Genomic DNA, 20,674 nt, shown 5'->3' on the forward strand with positions numbered 1-20,674 from the left:
TATTCTTTTCTTGTTTCTCGTCAATTCAAGTGTAAAGGATTAAGGAGCTTGCGTGTATTTTTTTGTTTTAATTTTTCTCATACCCCAACAAATATTGTAGAGCCTTGTTTTAAAATCGACAAGCAGCCATCAGCCTGCGCTTAAGAGTCTGCTCCCCGGTAAATATGAAATTTGCCAGTCGCCCATCTTTCTTTTGTGCGTTCGGCAATTCTTTGATAACATTCCTCGCACATATATGTATGAATCGGTCTGTTTCTTAAGCGCTTGGCAACCGAGCTTTCATCATCAATGTTTTCGACTTTATCGCAAATAGCACATTTAACGCGCACTGACCCCACCACCTTTTAACAATATTATAGATGATAGCACAACATTTAAAAAGCCCGCGATTGTTAGCGGGCTTTTTAATATGAAGAAAATGATGTCAGGGGTTTTTAGCGATTAATGTTTGGCGTTTGCGGGTTTTTAACGTTTTGGCTCGGTTTTTGCACGTTTCTAGGAGTATCAGGCATTAGCCTTTGAACCATGTTTGCCAATTCATCAGCAATTCCTTTTACAGGTTTTCCTTCCCGAATGCCTTGTCCCATTTCTCTTAGCCTTTGAATCATATCGGGATCGCTGGTTACTACTGCATTAGCGCCATAAGGATCATTTTTTAACGCCTGGGCCACAGAATATTTAATGGTTCCTACTCGTTCTCTGTCAAGGTTTTTATCTAAGTCGATGCCGACAACAGCATAGTCGCCGAGGACAACGGCTGTTGCATTCCGTACACCGGGAGTTCTTTGGGCGATATTAACGAGGCGGTAAGCAATTTGCTGATTGCTTAGGCGTTTATTTTGTTTAACGCTTTGACCCATTTGAACATTATTTTGGTTTATTGACTGTCCGGTTTTGTTGTTGCCGCGATTAGCCGAACAACCGGTTAAAACAAGCGCGCTTATTAACAAAACAATAAGTCGTTTGTTCATATTGACACCTACTTTCATGGATTGTTTTGAAGGTATTTTTTGTAACGTCGTCTATCTTTATTCTTTTTTTCATACATTGATTAAAAACAGACTTTTGGATGATTTGTACAGAGGTTGATGATCAATTAAACAGGGGGCGACAAGTTGGCTAAAATATATGTACTTGATACCAATGTTCTGTTGCAGGATCCCTATGCGATTTATACTTTTGAAGATAATGAAATTGTGATACCCGCCGCAGTTTTAGAAGAAATTGATTCAAAAAAACGCAACATGGATGAAATAGGGCGTCACGCTAGACAAGTTGCCCGTTTAATGGACAATCTAAGAGTTAAAGGAAAACTTCATCAAAATGTACAGCTCGATAACGGCGGGTCGATAAGGGTTGAGTTGAATCATCGTTCATTTCAGTGTTTAAAGGATACTTTTTTAGAATTAACTAATGATAATCGGATCATCGCTGTTGCCTTAAATTTAAAAGAAGAAGAAGAAAGCAAACCGAACCCGCGGCCGGTAATCTTAGTGAGTAAAGATGCGCTCGTCAGAATTAAGGCCGATGCTTTAGGGTTACAAGCAGAAGATTTTCTAAGCGACAGGGTAACCAATTTCGATAATATTTATGAAGGCTACAAAGAAATGTATATTCCCGAAGAAAGCATTAATCAGTTTTATTTAAATAAATCATTGCAATTAAAAGAATTGCCTAAAGGGGTTTTTTACCCGAACCAATTTGTCATATTAAAGAGCATCACGAATCAGTCTTCAGCGATTGCTATCGTTGATAAAAAAGGCAAGAAGCTTGAACCGTGTTTATTTGGCCAAGACACTGTATGGGGAATAAAAGCGCGTAATGTTCAGCAAATTATGTCGCTTGAGCTTTTGTTAAGAGAGGATATTGAACTCGTTACCCTGGTCGGAAAAGCAGGAACAGGGAAAACGCTTTTGGCACTCGCGGCGGGGTTGCTGCAAACCGAAGATTTAAAACTTTATAAAAAATTAATGATTGCCCGTCCGGTTTTGCCGGTTGGGAAAGACATCGGTTATTTGCCTGGCGAAAAAGAAGAAAAACTCAGACCATGGCTTCAGCCGATATATGATAACTTGGAGTTTTTGTTTAATACAAAAACATCTGGCGAGATTGATAAAATTCTAGCGGGGATAAGCTCTATTCAGGTAGAAGCCATTACTTATATTAGAGGCAGAAGCATTCCGGAACAATTTATGATTATTGATGAAGCTCAGAATTTAACGAAGCATGAAGTGAAAACGATTTTAACAAGGGTAGGAGAAGGGACGAAAATTGTATTAATGGGCGACCCCCAGCAGGTTGACCATCCGTATTTAGACGAGTACAACAACGGCCTCACTTATGTGGTAGAAAAAATGAAAGACCAGTCATTTAGCGGACATATCAAACTATCAAAAGGTGAACGGTCAAGTCTTGCTCAAATAGCTGCCGATATTTTATAAAATAACGCTTATGCGGGGGTTAACCTGATAGGTGTTGCACAAAAATGTCAGGTGATTGGCTGATTGTATGTTTGCCGGCGTTTGTTACCGAGTATCGATAATTTAAAACTCCGCCTGAATACAAGCGGAGTTTTAAATCATTTAATAACAATTTTTTGGATGCCTTTAACAGGGTGGTCCCTATTTGATCCATCGCCATAATAAAAATATAAAGGGCCGTCCTCAATAAGCGCTTTCCCTTTGTTTGAAAACCTGAAGACGCCTTGTTTCGCTTCAGATAGAGGAAGTTCGTATTGATCCCCTTCGCGGAGTTCAAAAATAACCTTTGAAGCATCTTCCAACGGTTCAGCATTTTCAATAAATGGTTTGGTTGGAATGACAAATGATTCGGTTAACAAATCTTCTCTTCTATATTTTCTGCGTTTCTTTTTAAAAGGCGGTGTATCATCGTCCTTTTCCTCAGCAAGGAAGTCGATGTTGTTGTCGATCATATGTAAAAAATCTTCCCACTTAATTTTCCGATCGTCGAAAAGAAAGCTTGTTGGATCCATAGTAATTGTAAATTTCACTTGCCCGGTAATATTTAACATATGCTGCAAAGTCTATCCCTCCATCCTAGTCTATAAAAAGTATAAACTACTTTGGCCAAAAAGTTAAAGGGCTATTGGTGATAATGCCTTGCAATTTTATGTTATAACCGCTAATATGAAAGGAGGATGGTGAATGAGACGGAGGGGATCATCTTGTCGACTGAGATTGCAGCAGGACATCGTGAGAAAGCTTATGAATTGCTGAAAGCTGACGCTCATAAGATCCTTAAATTAATAGAAGTTCAAATGGAAAACTTAACGATGCCGCAATGTCCGTTATACGAAGAAGTATTGGACACTCAAATGTTTGGCCTTTCCAGGGAAATTGATTTTGCCGTTCGTCTGGGTCTTGTTCAAGAACAAGACGGCAAAGAACTCCTCGAGTCATTGGAAAGGCAATTAACGGCATTGCACGACGCATCTACACGCAATAAATAAAAAGAGCTCAAACTATCGAGCGAACAAGATAGTTTGGGTTCTTTTTCATACACAAAAGTTTAAGATCTACAAACAAAAAAATTTGGCAGGAAACGAAGCTATATATGTAGAAATATAAAATTTAATGTAACGAAAATGGGGAGTAGGATGTTAAAAAAACTTTTTCGAAACTACGACTATTCACTGATTGTAACGACATTGCTGCTTACCGCTTTTGGGGTCATAATGGTTTACAGCGCCAGTATGGTTTGGTCTGTGATGCAATTGGGGCAAGCGAGCTCATACATATTTAAAAAGCAGCTATTTTGGTGTTTTGTTGCTATTCCCGCTGGAATCGTGGGCATGTTAATTCCTTATAAAATGTATAAGGCATTGGTTAAGCCGATCACGCTATTGACCATTTTGATGCTTATTTTTGTTTTGCTGTTCGGTAAAGTCTCGCATAATGCCCAATCTTGGATTGTGATTGGTCCGATCCAAATCCAGCCGGCGGAATTAGCCAAGATGACAGTCATTATTTATTTAGCAAGCGTGTTTTCGAATAAACAGTCTTTTATATCTGATTTCAAAACGGGTGTTCTTCCGCCGCTTGTGATGATTCTGCTTATCTTCTTGTTAATCACCATACAGCCGGATTTGGGGAACGGCATGATCATTGCCGGCATATCCTCGGTTGTTATATTATGTTCCGGCATGAGAACGAAACATTTGATGTGGCTGTTAGGTTTGGCGGTCACTGCCATTGGCGCGCTTTCCCTCTTTTTGTTAACCGGCCAGCAAGCTTCGCGTTTTACAGCAGCATATAAGCCTTTTACAGTTGCAGATTCCCATGGCTTACAATTGATCAATTCCTATATTGCCATTGCAAGCGGAGGAATTACCGGCAAAGGATTGGGGCAAAGCATTGAAAAAGCCGGATTTTTGCCGGAGCCGCATACCGATTTTATTATGGCAATTGTTGCAGAAGAGCTCGGCCTCATCGGTGTTCTATTTGTCATCCTTTGTTTAGCTTACCTGATTTTTAAAGGATTTGTTATCGGCATCCGCTGCAAAGATGTTTTCGGCAGTCTGCTTGCCATCGGCATTTCAGGATTATTAGCCATTCAATCCATTATAAACTTGGGAGCTATGACAGGATTATTGCCGGTTACAGGGGTAACACTTCCATTCGTCAGTTACGGAGGCACCTCTCTAGTGATGATGATGTTTACAATGGGAGTATTAGTGAATATTTCATCTTTTGTTAATATGAAAAGAAAAAAACATAAAAACAAGGAGGAGAGAAATGTTGCACATCAAGCCCATTAAAAAAATGCTTGTTGCCAATCGCGGGGAAATTGCTATTAGAGTATTTCGTGCCTGTACGGAGTTGAACATCCGTACAGTTGCCATATATTCTAAGGAAGATTCAGGTTCGTTTCACCGCTATAAAGCCGATGAGGCTTATCTAGTCGGCGAAGGGAAAAAGCCAATCGATGCATACTTAGACATTGAGGGGATTATTGAAATTGCCAAAGCCCATCATGTTGATGCCATACATCCCGGTTATGGGCTTTTAGCGGAAAATGCTCAGTTTGCGAAAAGATGTCAAGAAGAGAATATTGCTTTTGTCGGACCTAAAGTCGAACATCTTTTGATATTCGGCGATAAAGCAAAAGCAAGAGAGGCTGCTGTGAAAGCCGGTTTGCCTGTTGTCCCCGGCAGCGGCGGCGTTGTGCAGAGCATAGAAGAAGTGCGCGATTTCGCTGATGCTTACGGCTATCCTATCATGATAAAAGCTGTTCTCGGCGGAGGCGGCCGCGGCATGAGAATCGTCAGAAGCGAGCAAGGGCTTCCTGATGCTTATGACAGGGCGAAATCCGAAGCAAGGGCAGCTTTTGGGCAAGACGACATTTACGTTGAAAAATTTATTGAAAATCCAAAACATATTGAAGTTCAGATTCTTGCCGACAATTATGGGCAGACTGTGCATTTGTACGAAAGGGACTGTTCAGTGCAGCGGCGTCACCAAAAAGTCGTTGAAGTTGCCCCGAGCCGGTCGCTTAGCAAAGCATTAAGAGAGGACATTTGCCGCTCTGCGGTGCAGCTTATGAAAAGCGTAGGTTATGTCAATGCCGGCACTGTCGAATATCTGGTTACAGAAGATGGCAACTTTTACTTTATCGAAGTTAATCCGAGAGTGCAGGTAGAACATACGATTACCGAAATGGTGACAGGCATCGATATCGTCCAATCGCAAATTATGATTGCGGAAGGGCACAGCCTTTATGATTATCCGTTGTCCATCCCTGAACAAGAAAAAATCTCAACAAATGGTTTTGCGATACAATGCCGTGTAACAACCGAAGATCCGAGTCAGCAATTTGTTCCGGATACAGGAAAAATCATGGCCTATAGAACCGGCGGCGGTTTTGGGGTTCGATTAGATGCCGGGAATGGTTTTCAAGGCGCGGTCATTACGCCGTATTATGATTCCTTGCTCGTCAAAGTTTCCACACAGGCTCTAAGCTTTGAGAAAGCTGCAGCTAAAATGTTAAGAAACTTGCGTGAATTTAGAATCAGGGGAATTAAAACAAATATCGCTTTTCTGGAAAATGTCGTTAAGCACCCAACCTTTTTAGCTGGAAACGTGAATACTTCATTCATAGATTCAACGCCAGAGCTGTTTGTTTTTCCGAAGTCTTTGGACCGCGGCACTAAAATGCTTACCAATATCGCTCATGTCACTGTTAATGGCTTTCCTGGAATCAAAAAAATGAAAAAACCGGTTTTTAACCGCTTGAAACTGCCGGATGTTAAGCTTTCGGAAAAGGCGCCTGATGGAACGAAGCAAATCTTAGATCAAGAAGGGCCGGAAGGTGTCGTTAATTGGATTAAATCGCAAAAAGAAGTGCTTTTGACAGATACAACGTACCGCGATGCCCATCAAAGCCTGCTTGCGACAAGAATGAGGACCCATGATTTAAAGAAGGTTGCCGAGCACACCTCGCGTTTATTGCCGGAGCTGTTTTCTTTAGAAGTATGGGGCGGGGCGACTTTTGATACAGCTTACCGCTTTTTAAAAGAAGACCCTTGGGAAAGACTGCGGGTTCTTCGAAAAAAGATACCGAATATATTATTTCAAATGCTGCTTCGCGGCGCTAACGCCGTCGGCTATAAAAATTATCCGGATAACCTTATCAAACGTTTTGTTAAGGAAGCGGCAAATCAAGGCATAGATGTGTTTAGAATTTTTGATAGCCTGAACTGGATTCCGGGGATGACGCTAGCTATTGATTCCGTTCGTGAAAACGGCAAGTTAGCGGAAGCTGCGATTTGTTACACAGGCGATATATTGGATCCGTCGAGAACAAAATATGATATTAAATATTATCAAAACATGGCTAAAGAGCTTGAAGCGGCAGGCGCTCATATTCTTGCGATCAAAGACATGGCCGGATTGCTTAAGCCAGAGGCCGCCTATCGCTTAATCTCGACTCTGAAAGAAACGGTAGATATTCCAATCCATTTGCACACGCATGATACAAGCGGCAACGGTAACTACATGTATGCCAAAGCCGTTGAAGCTGGTGTGGATATTATAGATACTGCCATTGAAGCCTTATCGGGAAAGACGAGTCAACCAAGCCTTAATTCGCTTTATTATGCTTTAGATCATCACGAACGCAGACCGAAAATTAACCCTGAATCTCTGGAAAGTCTCAACCATTACTGGGAAGACGTCCGCAAATATTATGCGCCTTTCGAAAACGGAATGAAAACCTCAAATTCAGAAATATATAAATATGAAATGCCGGGCGGCCAATATACCAACTTGCAGCAGCAGGCGCAAGCTGTTGGGCTTGGTGACTGCTGGGAAGAAGTTAAAGACATGTACCGGCGTGTCAACCATCTTTTCGGCGATATTGTCAAAGTAACGCCTTCATCGAAAGTGGTTGGCGATATGGCGCTATACATGGTTCAAAATAATCTTACAGAAGATGACCTTTATGAAAAGGGAGAAACGCTTGATTTCCCTGACTCCGTCATTTCATTTTTTAAAGGCGACTTAGGCCAGCCGTATCAAGGCTTTCCTAAAGAACTGCAGCGGATTATTCTAAAAGGGCAAAAACCGATTGCCGACAGACCGGGTAAACTGATGGAGCCTGTTGATTTTTCTAGCATTAAAGGAATGCTAGAAGAAAAATTAAACAAAAAAGTGACAGATTTAGACTGCCTTTCATACGCTTTATACCCTAAAGTATTTTTGGAGTATCAGCAATTTTGTGATATGTACGGCGATGTATCCGTGCTTGATACCCCGACATTCTTTTATGGATTAAGGTTAGGAGAAGAGGTTGAGGTAGAAATAGAAGAGGGCAAGACCTTAATTGTTAAGCTTGTATCGATAGGACAACCGCAAAAAGACGGTACAAGAACCATTTATTTTGAGCTTAACGGCCAGCCGAGAGAAGTGGTGATTAAGGATGAAAATATAAAGACTGATGAATCGGCGAGGCAAAAAGCTGATAAAAATAATCCAAAACACCTCGGTGCATCAATGCCCGGCACTGTGATTAAGGTTCTTGTAGAAGAGGGTGAGAAAGTAAATAAAGGCGATCATCTGGTGGTCACGGAGGCAATGAAAATGGAAACAACGTTGCAAGCGCCTTTTGATGGTACGATCGAAAAGATTTATGTCAAAGAAAATGACTCGATCGCCTCAGGGGATCTCTTAATAGAAATGAAGCAGCAGTCCCATGTAAGAGTTTAATAAAAAAAACAACAGCCTTGATCCGCTTTGTTGATCAAGGCTGCTTTTCTTTTCGCCGCAATACAAACATTAACAGTATCGTTAAAACGGCGAAGAAACAAGTAATAAAGAATGAATGCAGCAATAAGAATGTCAGCTGCATGCGAGTTAAAACGACGAGAATGCCTGATATTGCTTGGCATAAAATAAAAATAAGGGAAAGCAAAAATCCGATTAAAATACTCGGAGAATGTTTGTAGCGTACTATAGATATAACTAAGGTAATAAATACCCAAACCACTAGAGCGCCTGCCAGAAGTCTATGAATAAATTGAATGCCGGCTCTGCTGTATAAATCAGGGATAAGTGTGCCGTTGCATAGCGGAAAATCTAAACAGCCCATACTAGAGTCGGTATGTCTTACAAATGCACCTGAGTAAATCACTATATAAGAATAAATACATAGCAAGACGACATTGACAAGCATCCCCTTGCCTATAGCAGGGATGGTTCTTTTATGCCACCATGTTTCTTCGAAAACCAATATGGTTATCAGAAGGACGCTAGCGAAAGATATCAGTGATATGCCAAAGTGCAGAGCAAGAACTAAGGATGATTGATTCCAAATAACAGCGCCAGCACCAAGCAATGCTTGAAGCACTAAGAAAAATACTGACACAATGGCAAGAAATTTAGTTTCTTTTACTTTAGGGAATTTTATCCATATCCAAATCGCTTGGATGACAACTAGAATGGCTGCAAGGCCAGAAACGGCTCTATGGCTCAATTCGATAATTGTTTGTTTTTGAGCATTCTGAGGTATCACTTGCCCATAACAAAGCGGCCAAGAACTTCCGCATCCGTCCTGTGAACCTGTATTGGTTACAAGAGCCCCTTGCATAACAACCATTAGCAGCACCAAAGATGTGAGGATGCTCAGCCATCTGATAAGTCGTTCTGATTGTTTCATTTTTTTATACACCTTCTTGCGCTATTAAATTTAAATAAGGGCTTTAAGAGCAAATATATAACCTTCGTAAGTTTGAAGATTTTATGTCAATCGTTCACAAAGTATACAAACCATTGCAATTCGTATATAATGAAATCAGAAGAAGTGTTAAATTCCTTTATTATCGTAACATAGTTAGTTTTTATAAGCAGGCCTTATTTGTGAACAGGATGAGACAATTTTATCCTTCAAAGCCATTATCGCCAATTTCAAAGGTGATGATAATCTGGTCAGTTCCTATAAAATCCATTGTGATGTGACTGATAAGGACAGCTTTATAAAAAGCGTGCAATCGCATATTGTACACACCATTTTATTAGATATAAAATTGAAAGAAGGAATTTAACATGAGTAAACCGATGAATTCCTATAATACATCAAGGGTTATAGACTCCAGGACTATAGCTGATTCAAATCCGGCAGGCACCTGGAAAGATTTTTTGACGATATCAAAAATGGGTATTGTAAATTCAAATTTAATAACGACTTTTACAGGGGTATGGTTAGCGCTTAAATTTACAAACCAGTCATTTCTTGATAATATATGGAAAATAATATTTGTTTTATTAGGCACCGCTTTAATTGTTGCCGGCGGATGCTGCTTAAATAATTATATTGATCGTGATATTGACAAATTGATGAAAAGGACAAAGAACCGTCCATCTGCAGCAGGAACGCTTACAGGCAAACAAGTGTTGTGGACCGGCATTATAATGTCCGTACTCGGAGCCGTTGTTCTTCTTCAAGCCTCTTTTGCAGCAGCCGCTTTCGGTTTGCTGGGCCTGTTTGTATACGTTGTTGTTTATACATGGTGGCTGAAGAGGACCCACTCTATTAATACCATTGTCGGCAGCATTTCAGGAGCGCTTCCTCCTGTTATCGGCTGGGCTGCGATTGACCCGGCTCTCAGTTCAAATGAACCTTGGATACTGTTTTTAATTATGTTTTTATGGCAGCCGCCGCATTTCTTAGCCCTGGCTATAAAATATGCAGAAGAATACCGGCGTGCGGGTATTCCGATGCTTCCGGTCGTTGCCGGGTTTGAGACGACGAAAAGACAAATGATCATCTATGTCGCATCATTATTCCCGGCATCGTTATTATTATATACATTAGGCCCATGGTACCTTGCCGCTGCAATCATTTTAGGCTTGGGATGGATAGCGGTAAGCATTGCCGGGTTCTTTATGAAAGATACAATTAAATGGTCAAGAATTATGTTTGTTTATTCGCTGAACTATATGACGATATTATTTGCCGTTATGATTTTCGCCGTTATATAGAATGCCCGTCATTAAGTGTAATGATTGACTGCAGCTCGTGTGTTGACAGAACTTACAATCGAAACAAGTTCATGTACATGGGTTTGCAGTCAATTTTATTTTATAATCAAAAAATATAGAAAGAGAGGTTTTCAACACATGAAGAAATGGCGTCAGTCATTGAGGCTATTGCCGTTGTTCCTGGCAGCGCTCGCGCTTTCTGGATGCGGCAAAGAAGGCGTATCTGCATTGAAGCCTGAAGGTGAAGTGGCTAAAGAGCAAGCGTCATTAATGTTAATCAGCCTGCTGATTATGATTGTTGTCGTGCTTGTCGTTGGCTTTCTTTTTACTTATGCAATGATTAAATATCGCAAACGGCCTGGTCAAGAAGATTATATTCCCAAACAAGTTGAAGGAAATACGAAGCTCGAACTGACATGGACGATCATTCCGATTATTTTGTTATGTATTTTAGCTGTCCCTACAATTTCCAAAACATTCGCACTTTCAGATAATAATACTTCTAAGAAGAGTGATGTGTTAAAAATTAAAGTCACAGGTCATCAATTTTGGTGGGAGTTTGAATATCCAGATCAAAAAATAACGACAGCTCAGGATCTGTATATTCCAGTCGGCAAAAAAGTTGAGTTTGACATTACATCAAAAGATCTTATCCACGCTTTTTGGGTTCCGGCACTCGGCGGAAAACAAGATGCTAATCCTGGCCAAACGAATCATTTATGGCTAAAAGCGGACAAAGAGGGTACATACAAGGGACGGTGCGCGGAACTGTGCGGATCAAGCCACGCTCTTATGTATTTTAATGTAAAGGCTGTCAGCGATAAAGAATTTAAGCATTGGGTTAAAGACATGAAGGCCGGTATGAAATCCGCCCCTGACAAAGACCGGGTTTTAACTGCTTCTGCCAAACAAGGCGAAGAAGTATTTAAAAACAATTGTATGAGCTGTCATGCAGTGGGCAATAAAGGCGGTCAAATTGGTCCTAACCTGACGAACTTTGCTGACAGGGACAATATCGGCGGTTTTGAGAAACATACGAAAAGCGAAGTGAAAAAGTGGATTAAAGATCCGGAAAGTATTAAGCCTGGAGCGAAAATGCCTAAGTTTGGCAAGAAGTTAACCGATGACCAAATCAATGCTTTGGCGGATTATTTATTTACATTATCAGTCAAACAATAGACAGAATTTTTTAAAAGGAGGTTATTCATGTGTCTGTAAATGCTGAAAGTCTTATGCAGCCCAATCAAAAAAATGGCTTATTCTCTTGGCTAAAAACATGGTTAACGACGGTAGACCATAAGAAAATAGCTGTTTTGTACCTTTTTGGCGGAGGGCTGTTCTTCCTTATCGGCGGGATTGAGGCTATGCTGATCAGGCTCCAATTAACAGCGCCTGAAAACCATTTTTTAACGGGCTCAGCATATAATCAGGTGTTGACGATGCATGGCACAACAATGATTTTCTTTGTTGCTATGCCGATGATTTTTGCGTTCATGAACGCGGTTGTGCCATTGCAGATCGGCGCGCGCGATGTCGCTTTTCCATTTGTGAATGCCCTTGGATTCTGGCTGTTTTTCTTAGGCGGCATTATTCTTAACCTCAGCTGGTTCTTAGGCGGTGCTCCGGAAGCCGGTTGGACGGCTTATGCACCGTTATCAACCGAATACTTAGGCAGAGGCATGGACTTTTATGTTCTTGGTTTACAGGTAGCTGGTGCAGGAACACTGATGGGCGGGATCAACTTTCTTGTAACCATTATTAACATGAGAGCGCCTGGAATGACTTTTATGCGCATGCCGTTGTTTACTTGGACAGCATTCGTGACTTCGGCGCTGATTCTCTTCGCCTTTCCTGCGCTGACAGTCGGTTTGTTTGAAATATTCTTTGACCGGCTTTTTGGCGGAAACTTCTTTAATGCGACTAATGGCGGCAATTCTATCATCTTTGAACATATCTTTTGGATTTTTGGGCATCCGGAAGTATATATATTGATATTGCCAAGTTTTGGGATATTATCAGAAGTTATCAGTACATTTTCGAAAAAACGGCTGTTCGGTTACCACTCGATGGTTTTCGCTACTATATTGATCGGCTTTTTGGCGTTTATGGTTTGGGTTCACCATATGTTCACTGTTGGTTTAGGGCCGATTGCTAATACTATCTTTGCTTTGGCGACGATGGCTATTGCCGTTCCGACCGGTATTAAAATTTTCAACTGGATTTTTACGATGTGGGGCGGTCAAATTCGTTTTACAACAGCAAATTTATATGCTGTCAGCTTCATTCCAACCTTCGTTATGGGCGGAGTAACAGGCGTGATGCTGGCGATTCCTGCCGCAGATTTTCAGTTTCAAGACAGTTATTTTGTTGTTGCTCATTTCCATTACGTTATTGTCGGCGGCGTTATATTAGGTTTATTTGCTGGATTGTATTATTGGTGGCCGAAAATGTTCGGCAGGTGTTTGAATGAAACGCTTGGAAAAATAAACTTCTGGTTCTTTTTTATCGGCTTCCATGTGACTTTCTTTCCTCAGCATTTTTTAGGGTTAATGGGCATGCCGCGGCGCTATTTTACTTATTTGCCGGGCGAGCATTTAACAACATTAAATGTAGTAAGTTCAATCGGCGCCATCGGCATGGCGATTGGTGTGATCACCCTTGTCGTGAACATTGTTTATACCTTTGTAAAAGGGGAGAAAGCGGAAGGAGATGCTTGGGGGACAGGACGGACGCTCGAATGGTCTATTCCTTCTCCGGCCCCAGAGTATAATTTTGCACAAACGCCATTGGTTAAAGGCATTGATACGTATTGGAAAGAGAAGATGGACGGAAATAAAAAGGTTACGGCAGCCGAGCCGTTAGGCGATGTCCATATGCCTTCGCCATCGATCATGCCGTTTCTGATGTCAATCAGTCTGACAATCGTTAGCTTTGGCTTTATCTTTAGCGACAAAGGCGTCCATCGAACAGTGTCGTTTGCAGTTGCGGGAATAGGTATTGCGATGATGCTCGGCTGCATGTTAGTTCGATCAATTAAGGATGATTCGGGTTTTCATATCCACAAAGAAGAAATTATTGAAACGGAAAAGGGGATGAGTAAATGAGTAAAGCAGAAAATGTGGAAACCATACCAGCTCACCCTGAAACAGCAACTTTGGAAGGGAAAAATAAGTTTATTGGATTTTGGCTGTTCCTTGGCGGAGAAACAGTGTTATTTGGCACTTTGTTTGCAACGTTTCTTGCATTAAGAAATAAAACAAACGGCGGTCCGGCGGCGCATGATCTTTTTAGCTTGTCAACAGTATTTGCTGCAACTGTTATCTTGTTAGTAAGCAGTTTAACAAGTGTTTTTGCGGTGATGGCCATGAGAGATCGTGCTGTTGGCAAAATGCAATTCTGGTTTTTGATCACGGTTTTGCTCGGCATCGCTTTTCTGGTTTTGGAAATAACAGAGTTTAAGGAATATTTGCACGAACATTTGGGATATTCAACGAGCGCTTTTTCCTCATCATTTTATACGTTGGTCGGGACCCATGGCTGCCACGTTTTGTTTGGTGTTTTATGGATTTCAACAATAACGATTCAAGCTTTCAAAAAAGGCATTACAACGGTAACTGCTCCAAAGTATTATGTCGCGAGTCTGTATTGGCATTTTATTGATGTTGTTTGGGTATTTATATTTACAGTTGTTTATCTTCTAGGCATTGCAGGGAGGTGATGAGGTTGTCAAAACCATCAAACACATCATTGTATATGGAGCGGCAAAAGCGCAAACGGGAATTGACATATTATCTGGTTTCGTTTTTCATGATGCTTTTGCTTACAGGACTGTCTTTTGCGGCGGTTGCTATGAAAGGCATTGAAAAACATTTCACAGCATTTTTTATTGTGACGTTGGCGGTGATACAAGTTGCTTTTCAACTATACTATTTCATGCATTTAAAAGATAAAAATCATGGCATGCCTGCACTATTTATATACAGCGGAGCTTTTGTCGCATTTATAACAGTCCTTGCTTTTGTTTCAATTGTTTGGATTTCCTAATAAATATCCGCATCTGAAAGGTCCCTCCATAATAAGCTGGATTGCCTTTTGCGAGAGGGACCTTTTAGAATTTATGAAATGAAAGGGGCCGGGAACGATGCGCGATCCATTGGTCGGACAAATGGCGGTGAGATGGCATTTTGAATGGGTGGCCATTCTTATTATTTTAGTTTTTTTATACCTCGCAGCAACTGGATCGTTAAACGAAAAATACGGAAAAAAAGATGACTCGCTTTCGATTTATCGTAAAACTTGTTTTTTTATTGGGTTGTTTTTTGTATTTATATCAAAAGCAACACCGCTTCATGACATAGGCATGAGTTATTTGTTCAGCGCACATATGGCTGGAATGGCTCTTGATTACTTAGTTATACCGCCGTTATTGCTTTTAGGAATGCCGGCTTGGCCGGTTAGAAAACTGCTTAGTATTCCGCTTGCTGATAGAATAATAACATTTATGACTAAACCGCTTATTATCATTATATTTTTTAATTTGTTCTTTTCGCTTTATCATGTGCCTTTAATATTTAATACCGCAGCAATGCATCCTCCTTTTCATGTCATTTTTAATTTGATATTAACCGTGTTGTCTTATTTTCTGTGGTGGCCGATTATTTGTCCGGTTCCTGAAAAAGATTATTTATCAGAACTTCAGAAAATGGGGTGCATTTTTGCCAATAGTGTTCTTCTTACTCCGGCATGTGCATTAATTATATTTGGCAGTACACCGCTTTATCAATTTTATCAGCATACGCCGCATATCCTGCCCCATCTCTCAATCGTTGAAGACCAACAATTCGGCGGAACCATTATGAAAATCGTTCAAGAAATTGTTAATGCTTTGGCCCTTGGCTTAGTTTTTTATCAATGGATGAAAAAACAGCAAGAACAAGACAGAAGGGAAGCATCAATGGATATAAAAGGATATAAATATTTAGAAGTATCCCCTGCTAAGAAGTTAAAGCGGAACTAAAGTGTTTTTTTATGGTATCGTCTCCGATTAGTCAATATAAGTCAGGACCCGGAATTTTAAGGCATGACAAAGCCCTTTGCAGAATACATCTTTTCATATAGGACGCCAAAACGATAAAAGGGTGAAAGCCGGATGAAAATTAGGCAAATTCAAATCAATGATGCAGAGGCTTATCTCCGCTTGCGCAAGCAGTTAGATAAGGAAACGCACTTTATGTTTTATAAACCAGGTGAAAAAATAGATTCCATTGAGGAACAAGAAAAAAAGATCCAATCAATCATCGGCAGCGGTTGTTCAATGATTTTTGTAGCGGAATCAGAAGATAAGCTGATTGGTTTTGCTGCATTATTTGGCAATCATTTGAAATATATTCGTCATCGCGCTTTTGTTGTTATAGGGGTACTCAAAGACTACCAAAACCAAGGTATCGCCAAAAATCTGCTCAAAATTGTTGATGAGTGGGCCCGTGAACATCGGATGGAGCGTTTGGAAATAACGGTTATGGCCCGCAACCGCCGTGCGCTTGGTTTGTACCATTCAATGGGATATCATATTGAAGGAATGAGGAGAGGTGCGCTGATGATTGACAATGAACACGTCGATGAGTTTTATATGGGGAAACTACTGAAAAGGTAATGGCCGTTTGGGCCATTACCTTTTTTCATTTGGCTGTTCAATTAATCTGCGGCAGACGTTTCCTTTAAATCTTCTAAAAGCGCCTTAAGTTTTGACAGGCGTTCTTTACAAGTGTTGACGACGCGTTCCGGGAATTCTTCATTTTCATATTCTACACCGTGCGGATAGTAATACCTGCCAAGGCAAGGGGCAAGTAATTTGACTTTTGCATCCGATTGTTCAATTTCTCCTTCAACGGCAACACCAGGTAACCTTAAGTAATGAATATGTCCATTTTTCGTATTTTCAAATTTGAAATCATAAGTCACACGTTCATAATCCCAATGGCCTCCGCGGATTAAGCCTACCCGTTTGGCCATAGCTTCCAAAACAGCAAATGGAACAATCATGCCTTCTAAACCAGTGTCTGTAAATTTCACATGCCGACCTCCCAGCATTACAGAAGTTTTGTTATTTTTATAATAGTACGAAAAGTCATCTGATGCAATAATAGATATTATTTTAATGAGTTAATCATGGAATTAAAGGAAGTTTATCCCGGTATCAGTGTGGAGAAAATAATGGTATATTGCATTAAAGTGTCTTTTTTGGACGGGACACTGATATAATAGGGATGAAAAAGGAGTGAGCGTCTTGCGGAAAATGAATGTCTTTATTTTTGCTCTGGCAGTTTGCGTATTTATCTTTACATTTTTATTCAATATTTCAGGTCATCCAAACAGGAAAGAGACTCAAGTGGAATCTGAGTCGATAGCAGGCGCACCACAACAATCAAAATTCAAAGTACCGAAAAAAGGTCTATACACATATATTGGAGACACAAAAAGAGATATTGAAAAAAAATTCGGGAAACCGGAGCGTATCGATCAGACTCAATATGGCTATGAGTGGTGGATATATGGCAGGGGGACAGAAAAATACGTCCAAATCGGCATTGAAGATAATAAGGTTGTAACGATTTATGCGTTAGGAAACAATCTTGATACATCCCCTTTTAAAATTGGCAAAGCTGCGCATGACATTTATAAGAAGGTGCCGATGTCAGATACTGCGTCATTGAATATTGGCGATACCCATGTCGAATTTGAATTTAACGAAGAGGATCTTATGGTTCGGCCATTATTAAAATTTGGCGATGTTTGGGTTCAATTATATTTCGATCATTTTACGAATCGTTTAGTTAGTGTTCGCTATCTAACTCCAGAAGTGCTGGTCAAGCAAAAGCCATATACTTTGACATACAGAGGGCAATTGCCGGCAGCTCCGGAACCGACATCATCGGAATGGCAGTCAATAAATGAAGGCGAAAGCAAAGAAATATTTGATATCACTAATGTTCTTAGGAAAAGGTATAACGTTAATCAATTAAAATGGAATAATCAAGCGAAAAAGGCGGCTTATTTGCATAGTAAAGATATGAAAGAAAATCACTATTTTTCCCATGACTCAAAAACTCAGGGAGACTTAAGCCAACGTTTGCAAAAACAAGGCGTTAATTTCCAGGCAGCTGGCGAAAACATTGCAGCTCAGTATACAGATGGGATTGCCGCAGTGATCGGCTGGCTTAATAGTGAAGACCACAGAAAGAACTTGCTGAGCAATATGTTCACTGGTTTGGGTGTGGGTGTTTATAAGGATGATTATACTCAAGACTTTGTAACGCCGCTTTAATATAATCAGTAACCAACTTTCTTTTTGAGAGTTGGTTTTTTGTTTTTAATCAGAAAGGGCTGTTTATGATATAATAGTCATTACTTAAATATTATGTCTTTTCAGATAGGGGCGATTAGTATGACAACCGAACTAAGCGGTGATTTAAAACAACTCGTTGCGGACATTGCACCTGAAGTCATAAGATGGAGACGCCATTTGCACGCGAACCCGGAACTGTCTTTTGAAGAGGAAAAAACGGCCGGCTTTGTTTTTGAAACATTAAAAAGCTTCGGTAATATCGAATTGACTCGGCCAACTAAAACAAGTGTTGTCGGGAAAATAAAAGGTGATTTTCCCGGGAAAACATTAGCGATTCGTGCTGATATGGATGCCCTTCCTATCAAGGAAGAAAATACTTTTGAATTCGCCTCAAAAAATCCTGGAGTGATGCATGCGTGCGGTCATGATGGACATACTTCTATGCTGCTTGGGGCAGCGAAGATATTATCTCAATTAAAAGCGCATTTGCGCGGTGAAATCAGACTGATTTTTCAGCATGCAGAGGAGCTGTTTCCAGGCGGAGCAGAGGAGCTTGTCAACGCTGGAGTTATGGATGGCGTGGACTGGGTGATCGGTGCGCACCTATGGTCTCCATTGGAATATGGGAAAATCGGTATTGTCTATGGGCCGATGATGGCAGCTCCGGATACATTTCATATCGTTGTCAAAGGCAAAGGCGGGCATGCGGCGATCCCTCATGCTGCGATTGACAGTATTGCGGTCGCTTCACAAGTTGTAACGAATCTTCAGCATGTCGTTTCCAGAAATACAAATCCGCTTGATTCACTGGTTTTATCAGTCGCAAAGTTTATCGGCGGCACGGCTCATAATGTGATTCCCGGTTCAGTTGAATTAACGGGGACTATAAGAAGTTTTAATCCTGAATTAAGGGATCAAGTGCCTGAGTTGATGGAGAGGGTTATTAAGGGAGTTACATCAGCGCATGGTGCGGATTATGAGTTTAATTATGAAAAAGGTTACCGTCCGGTCATTAACCACGCTGAGGTCACTAAGATAGTTGAGAAAACCGTCAAGAACGTCTATGGATCTGATTCAATTAAGCATATGGCGCCGAGTATGATTGGAGAAGATTTCTCAGCTTATCAACAAGCTGCACCAGGAATGTTTTTCTATATAGGAGCCGGCAATGAAGACAAAGGGATGATTTACCCTCATCACCATGCAAGATTTACAATTGATGAAGAAGCTTTAGAAAAAGGCGTTAACATTTTTGTTCATGCGGCTTTTCATTTTTTAAATGAATAGCCGGCAGTCAATAAAAAAGTGTTGAGGACAGGCATTTTATGCGATGTCCTCTATTTTTGAATATGCTTGGGTTTTGGAATGATAAAGAAAGACCCTGCAGCATAAGCAGCTATCTCATGATCTTCTGTCAGTACTTGTGCAGTGACAAAGCAAATGTTGTTTCCCCGGTGGACGAGTTCCGATTTGCATATTAATTTGCTGCCTTTAGCCGGTTTTAAATAATTTAATTTTAATTCAGAAGTGACGCAAGTCTGATTGTCCGGCAATATTTTATTAACAAGCGTTCCCATAACTGTGTCACAGAAGGCGGCTGTGATGCCTCCATGAACAATATTCAGCGGATTTAGAGCAAATGGTGTAAGGGTTATTTCAGCCTCATATGTCTTTTCTCCTGTTAATTGTCCTTGATAGTTTAAGACGCCGTTAAGATAGGTTCTAGATTGCTTGTTTTGTTTTAATTTAATGCCGTGAAGCAAATTTTCCAAAACATTAAGATCTTCTGGCGCAGCATTAGCAAGGCTATCAGCGAGCAGCCGTTCGATCTCTTTCTTTTTATCTTCGCACATATGTATAGCTCCTTTGTCGCACGATTCATTTAAATCATATCAGTTTATTTCTGTTTGCGCTATCAAAGCTTGGCAAAAAGTTAATAAGAAAATGGGCGCACATCATGATCTTAAAACACTTATAATAAATTAGGTGAGTTTGACATTGTAGGAGGGTCGAATATGGCTCACAAAACAGCTGACTCGGTTAAAGCTTTCAAAGAGTTTGTACGGAAACATCCTGAATTGGCTAAGGGCATTAAAGAACAAGGCAAGACTTGGAATGATATATTTGATGAGTGGGTGCTGTACGGCGAAGATAATGAGGTATGGGAAACATACGGTGTAAAAATGGAAAAACAAAAGCCGAAACCGGATCCGCTGAAAAAAATTATTTCTTTTATAAATGGCATTGATGCAAAAAATTTAGAAGAACGTTTGGGACAATTGAATGGCGCGTTGACCAGCATACAAGAACTGATTGGCCAGTTTCAGCAGCAGCCGCCGCCGCAAAATACACCGCCGTTGCCGCAAAACTCTCCCCAACATATGCCGCTGAATATGCAGAACCGGCCATTTCCGCCTTATCAGCGCTATATTCAGCAACCGCCTCAGCCTATTCAATACTTAAATAAAAAGGATTAATCGGTGATGAGAAAAGAAATTCAATATTACCTCGACCAAAACTCTGATTTAAAGTTTTATATGAGGATGCATCCCGTTTGGTACAGGCGGTTAGGAAGATATCCGGGCGATGTTTCCCGATTAAAAGAAGCGGCAGATGAATTTTACGGAAGAACCTTAAATAAAAAAATCGAACGTTTTAGTCAGCAGCTTGATCTTATCTCTATGTTTATGGAGATGGCAAAATCAATGGGCAATAATGAAAAAGATAACAATGAAATAACAAACGATTGAAAGAGCTAATCAATGTCATTTGGTTAGTTTTTTTTTGGCTGCATCATTAAGTGCATCAATGCTGAAAGCGGCTGATTGAAGCAGAA

Annotated in this window: 21 protein-coding genes; 15 read left to right on the top strand and 6 right to left on the bottom strand. The window is 40.5% G+C overall.

Going from position 1 to position 20,674, the window contains the following annotated elements; translation table 11 throughout:
- Window positions 1–140 precede the first annotated feature (140 nt).
- Together JOD45_RS02005 and JOD45_RS02010 are read right to left on the bottom strand one after the other, a co-directional pair.
- Window positions 141–329 (bottom strand): DUF2197 domain-containing protein, encoded by a 189-nt coding sequence (locus tag JOD45_RS02005; RefSeq protein ID WP_205002200.1) that lies wholly within the window; start codon window positions 327–329, stop codon window positions 141–143.
- Window positions 330–434: 105 nt separating this feature from the next.
- A complete protein-coding gene (locus JOD45_RS02010; RefSeq protein WP_205002201.1) occupies window positions 435–971 on the bottom strand; it encodes a YhcN/YlaJ family sporulation lipoprotein in 537 nt (178 codons plus the stop codon).
- Between the two features lie 144 nt (window positions 972–1,115).
- Between JOD45_RS02010 and JOD45_RS02015 the strand changes: the two genes are divergently transcribed.
- Window positions 1,116–2,441: a PhoH family protein gene (locus JOD45_RS02015; RefSeq protein ID WP_205002202.1), complete on the top strand. Its 1,326-nt coding sequence runs from the start codon at window positions 1,116–1,118 to the stop codon at window positions 2,439–2,441.
- Window positions 2,442–2,578: 137 nt separating this feature from the next.
- Here JOD45_RS02015 and JOD45_RS02020 read toward each other — a convergent pair whose 3' ends face one another.
- Complete coding sequence (locus tag JOD45_RS02020) at window positions 2,579–3,040, bottom strand: hypothetical protein (protein WP_205002203.1); 462 nt, start codon at window positions 3,038–3,040, stop codon at window positions 2,579–2,581.
- 117 nt (window positions 3,041–3,157) lie between these two features.
- Between JOD45_RS02020 and JOD45_RS02025 the strand changes: the two genes are divergently transcribed.
- The 3 genes from JOD45_RS02025 (at window position 3,158) to pyc (ending at window position 8,222) form a co-directional block, all read left to right on the top strand.
- Window positions 3,158–3,469, top strand: a complete 312-nt coding sequence (locus tag JOD45_RS02025) for an Fpa/YlaN family protein (RefSeq protein ID WP_380898547.1) — start codon at window positions 3,158–3,160, stop codon at window positions 3,467–3,469.
- A gap of 147 nt (window positions 3,470–3,616) precedes the next feature.
- A complete protein-coding gene (locus JOD45_RS02030; RefSeq protein WP_205002204.1) occupies window positions 3,617–4,777 on the top strand; it encodes an FtsW/RodA/SpoVE family cell cycle protein in 1,161 nt (386 codons plus the stop codon).
- Window positions 4,755–8,222, top strand: a complete 3,468-nt coding sequence (pyc, locus tag JOD45_RS02035) for a pyruvate carboxylase (RefSeq protein ID WP_205002205.1) — start codon at window positions 4,755–4,757, stop codon at window positions 8,220–8,222. Before JOD45_RS02030 ends, pyc begins: the two co-directional genes overlap by 23 nt.
- A 34-nt stretch (window positions 8,223–8,256) precedes the next feature.
- On the opposite strand, the gene JOD45_RS02040 is transcribed toward pyc, so the two are convergent.
- Entirely contained in the window at window positions 8,257–9,171 is a 915-nt protein-coding gene (locus JOD45_RS02040) for a COX15/CtaA family protein (RefSeq protein ID WP_205002206.1), read from the bottom strand.
- Window positions 9,172–9,557: 386 nt separating this feature from the next.
- Between JOD45_RS02040 and cyoE the strand changes: the two genes are divergently transcribed.
- The 7 genes from cyoE (at window position 9,558) to JOD45_RS02075 (ending at window position 16,146) form a co-directional block, all read left to right on the top strand.
- Entirely contained in the window at window positions 9,558–10,493 is a 936-nt protein-coding gene (gene cyoE, locus JOD45_RS02045) for a heme o synthase (RefSeq protein WP_275583914.1), read from the top strand.
- 138 nt (window positions 10,494–10,631) lie between these two features.
- Complete coding sequence (gene coxB / locus JOD45_RS02050) at window positions 10,632–11,672, top strand: cytochrome c oxidase subunit II (RefSeq protein ID WP_205002207.1); 1,041 nt, start codon at window positions 10,632–10,634, stop codon at window positions 11,670–11,672.
- A 53-nt stretch (window positions 11,673–11,725) separates the two neighbouring features.
- Window positions 11,726–13,597, top strand: a complete 1,872-nt coding sequence (gene ctaD, locus JOD45_RS02055; protein WP_205002446.1) for a cytochrome c oxidase subunit I — start codon at window positions 11,726–11,728, stop codon at window positions 13,595–13,597.
- Window positions 13,594–14,211 carry a cytochrome (ubi)quinol oxidase subunit III gene (locus JOD45_RS02060; protein WP_205002208.1) on the top strand — a complete coding sequence of 206 codons (618 nt, stop codon included), beginning with the start codon at window positions 13,594–13,596 and terminating at the stop codon, window positions 14,209–14,211. The genes ctaD and JOD45_RS02060 overlap by 4 nt, the downstream gene beginning before the upstream one ends.
- Window positions 14,212–14,246: 35 nt before the next feature.
- Entirely contained in the window at window positions 14,247–14,537 is a 291-nt protein-coding gene (locus tag JOD45_RS02065; RefSeq protein WP_239549036.1) for a cytochrome C oxidase subunit IV family protein, read from the top strand.
- A gap of 97 nt (window positions 14,538–14,634) precedes the next feature.
- On the top strand, window positions 14,635–15,510 hold the full coding sequence (locus tag JOD45_RS02070; RefSeq protein WP_205002210.1) for a cytochrome c oxidase assembly protein: 876 nt from the start codon (window positions 14,635–14,637) through the stop codon (window positions 15,508–15,510).
- Between the two features lie 132 nt (window positions 15,511–15,642).
- The gene (locus JOD45_RS02075) at window positions 15,643–16,146 is read left to right on the top strand and encodes a GNAT family N-acetyltransferase (RefSeq protein ID WP_205002211.1); all 504 of its coding nucleotides are present in this window, start codon (window positions 15,643–15,645) and stop codon (window positions 16,144–16,146) included.
- Window positions 16,147–16,187: 41 nt separating this feature from the next.
- On the opposite strand, the gene JOD45_RS02080 is transcribed toward JOD45_RS02075, so the two are convergent.
- Entirely contained in the window at window positions 16,188–16,565 is a 378-nt protein-coding gene (locus JOD45_RS02080) for a YugN family protein (RefSeq protein ID WP_205002212.1), read from the bottom strand.
- A gap of 223 nt (window positions 16,566–16,788) precedes the next feature.
- Here JOD45_RS02080 and JOD45_RS02085 point away from each other — a divergent pair, with 223 nt between their 5' ends.
- Window positions 16,789–17,817 carry a CAP domain-containing protein gene (locus JOD45_RS02085; RefSeq protein ID WP_205002447.1) on the top strand — a complete coding sequence of 343 codons (1,029 nt, stop codon included), beginning with the start codon at window positions 16,789–16,791 and terminating at the stop codon, window positions 17,815–17,817.
- Between the two features lie 120 nt (window positions 17,818–17,937).
- Window positions 17,938–19,125 (top strand): M20 family metallopeptidase, encoded by a 1,188-nt coding sequence (locus JOD45_RS02090; RefSeq protein WP_205002213.1) that lies wholly within the window; start codon window positions 17,938–17,940, stop codon window positions 19,123–19,125.
- A 50-nt stretch (window positions 19,126–19,175) separates the two neighbouring features.
- On the opposite strand, the gene JOD45_RS02095 is transcribed toward JOD45_RS02090, so the two are convergent.
- Entirely contained in the window at window positions 19,176–19,691 is a 516-nt protein-coding gene (locus JOD45_RS02095) for a PaaI family thioesterase (RefSeq protein ID WP_205002214.1), read from the bottom strand.
- A gap of 162 nt (window positions 19,692–19,853) precedes the next feature.
- Here JOD45_RS02095 and ylbD point away from each other — a divergent pair, with 162 nt between their 5' ends.
- Both ylbD and JOD45_RS02105 read left to right on the top strand, forming a co-directional pair.
- On the top strand, window positions 19,854–20,315 hold the full coding sequence (gene ylbD, locus JOD45_RS02100) for a spore coat protein YlbD (protein ID WP_205002215.1): 462 nt from the start codon (window positions 19,854–19,856) through the stop codon (window positions 20,313–20,315).
- A gap of 6 nt (window positions 20,316–20,321) precedes the next feature.
- Complete coding sequence (locus tag JOD45_RS02105; protein ID WP_205002216.1) at window positions 20,322–20,588, top strand: YlbE-like family protein; 267 nt, start codon at window positions 20,322–20,324, stop codon at window positions 20,586–20,588.
- Window positions 20,589–20,674: the final 86 nt, after the last annotated feature.

It is taken from the genome of Scopulibacillus daqui (assembly GCF_016908855.1).
GTDB classification, from domain to species: domain Bacteria; phylum Bacillota; class Bacilli; order Bacillales; family Sporolactobacillaceae; genus Scopulibacillus_A; species Scopulibacillus_A daqui.